2 protein-coding genes and 1 pseudogene are annotated in these 2,107 nt (G+C 76.2%); all 3 read right to left on the bottom strand.

Going from position 1 to position 2,107, the window contains the following annotated elements; translation table 11 throughout:
• Positions 1-322: hypothetical protein (locus ACWDX9_RS62610; protein WP_449973335.1), on the bottom strand; the 322-nt coding region annotated here is incomplete at its 3' end.
• Positions 319-1,365: a DUF917 domain-containing protein gene (locus ACWDX9_RS62605; protein ID WP_449973334.1), complete on the bottom strand. Its 1,047-nt coding sequence runs from the start codon at positions 1,363-1,365 to the stop codon at positions 319-321. The genes ACWDX9_RS62605 and ACWDX9_RS62610, both read right to left, overlap by 4 nt.
• Before the next feature lie 8 nt (positions 1,366-1,373).
• Positions 1,374-2,107, bottom strand: a pseudogene (locus ACWDX9_RS62600) (hypothetical protein); the annotation flags it as partial.

Below are 2,107 nucleotides of genomic sequence, written 5' to 3'. Positions count from 1 at the left end.
CGACGGAGAGGTGCGCCATGTCGGCGACGCCTACAGACAGAGCCTGACCGCGATGGACATCGCGCTGGAGGCCGTCCTGATGGGCGGTCTGACCATGGCGGGTGGCCATCTCGACGGCCCACCCGCCGCTGGCCGCCGTCCCGATCAGGACCACCGCCGTGTGCGGCGCCACCGTCCCGAACACCGACAGCTCGTCCACGATCCGCACCTGGTGCACGGGGTTCTCGCCCGAGCCGTACATCCTGGCCCCGGCCAGCGGCCCGGCGTTGACGAGCTCGGCCACCGTGACCGGCGCCTCCCACCCCGCCCGCGGCCCCGTCACAGCGGGATCCCGAACGCCTGCAGCCCGCCCAGCCGCTGCCCCCGATCCGTGTGCCACACCGGTGCGGCCTTCACGACCATGACGTCCACCTCCAGGCCGGGCACCGCCTTGTCGACGTCCACGACCATCCCGTCGGCCGTGGAGATCATGCAGATCTGGTCCGGCGTCATCGCCACCGCGGCCCCGTCGGCCAGGGCGAGCACGATCTCGTTGTGGGCCTCCAGCCGTACCAGCCGGCGCAGCCCCTCCGTCTCCTGCACCACGATGCTCGACGGCAGCGACGGCAGCGACACGTCGGCGCCGTGCCCGGTGCTGCCCTCCACCGTCAGGATCCGCCCCCTGCACAGGGTCCGCACGCCGAACGGCGCGGCGGTCGAGCGGGGCGCGCCGGGCTCGCCCGCCCGCAGCAGCAGGCTCACCGTCCCGGGCACGAGCACCCGCGCCAGGTCGCCGGCCGCCATCGGGTAGCAGGCCGCCACCGCCCACCCGCCGACCGACAGCACGACGGGGCGCATCAGCTCCTCCACCCGGTCGCCGGCCGTCTCCAGCAGCACCAGCTCACCCGATCCGCCCGCCAGCGCCAGGGGCGCCGGGCTCATCCCGCCCAGCGCGTACGTCGTCTGCTCCAGCAGCGGGAACACCCGCCCCGTGCCGTCGCCGTCCACCAGCGGCACCCCCAGCTGGGCCGCCGCGATGAGCGGGACGAGGGCGTTCTCGGCGGCCAGGTTGAGCGCGACCACGGCCCCGGCCCGCTCCCCCAGCCTGCGCTCCAGCGCCCGCACGGCACGGGCGGGCTCGTCGCCCCTCGGCAGCTGCTCCCCCAGCGCGGTCGTGGACCCGACCAGGCTGACCGCCACGCACAACGTGTCCGGCGCCAGCCCTTCGGCCGTCACCAGCTCGACGCCCGGCCCGATCAGCGAGCCCGCCCAGTCGAGGGTGAGGGTGTGCGCCGACTCCGCCGCCCCGGTCGCGAACATCCTCGCCCCGGCCGAGAGCCGCGCGAGCCCGTCCTCGTCGATCACCACGGCCCCGAGCGGATTCATGGGCGGGTTCATGGCATCGTCCCCTCGGCCGTCACCCGCACCCGGTAGAGCCCGTCCGGCAGGTACGACAGCGGGTTCGCGGTCGTCTCCGCGATCCTGGCCGAGCCGGGCAGGGCGCCCGCGCTGACCACGCGGGTGAGCGCCTCGTCCCTGGCGTCCTGGAGCACCCGGTCCAGCTCCGCCCGCCCCCGCGCCTGCACGATCCGCTCCACCTGCGCCTCCGGCCGCCCGATCGCCGCCCCGTACGCCGCCGCCACCTCGCCGGGGACGCCGGGGAGCACCGCCCGCCCGCGCGCCAGGCTCGCCGTCCCGCCCAGGTCGCAGGCCAGCGGGTAGCGCCGGAAGTAGTGGGCCGACACCAGCCCGCCGCCCGACCTGGCGAAGAACACGGGCACCCCCTGCAGCTCCCGGGCCGCCTCGTCGGCGATCCGCCCCGCCTCGGGGCCGAGCGCCGCGTTGCGGATCGTGGCCTGCTCGCGCTCGCGCAGCCCCGGATGGCCGAACTCGTACGACAGCGTGATCCGCGCCTGCGGCACCTCGGCCGCGATGATCGCGGCCACGGCCAGCTCGTGGTCGGCCAGCATGGGGGAGCCGGTCGCGGTCACCGCGAAGTCGGTCAGCCCGCACGTGGCGGCGAAGCGCCGGACCGCCTCGGTGTCCAGCGGCGCCAGCACGCGCCCGGTGAGGCTGTGGCCGCCGCGCACGATCGTGGCCGTCCCGGAGCCGACGCGCGGCCGCAGCG

This window comes from Nonomuraea sp. NPDC003201, from assembly GCF_053590415.1.
Note: the sequence above shows the minus strand (reverse complement) of the source record. Positions and strands in the feature narration are given on the sequence as shown.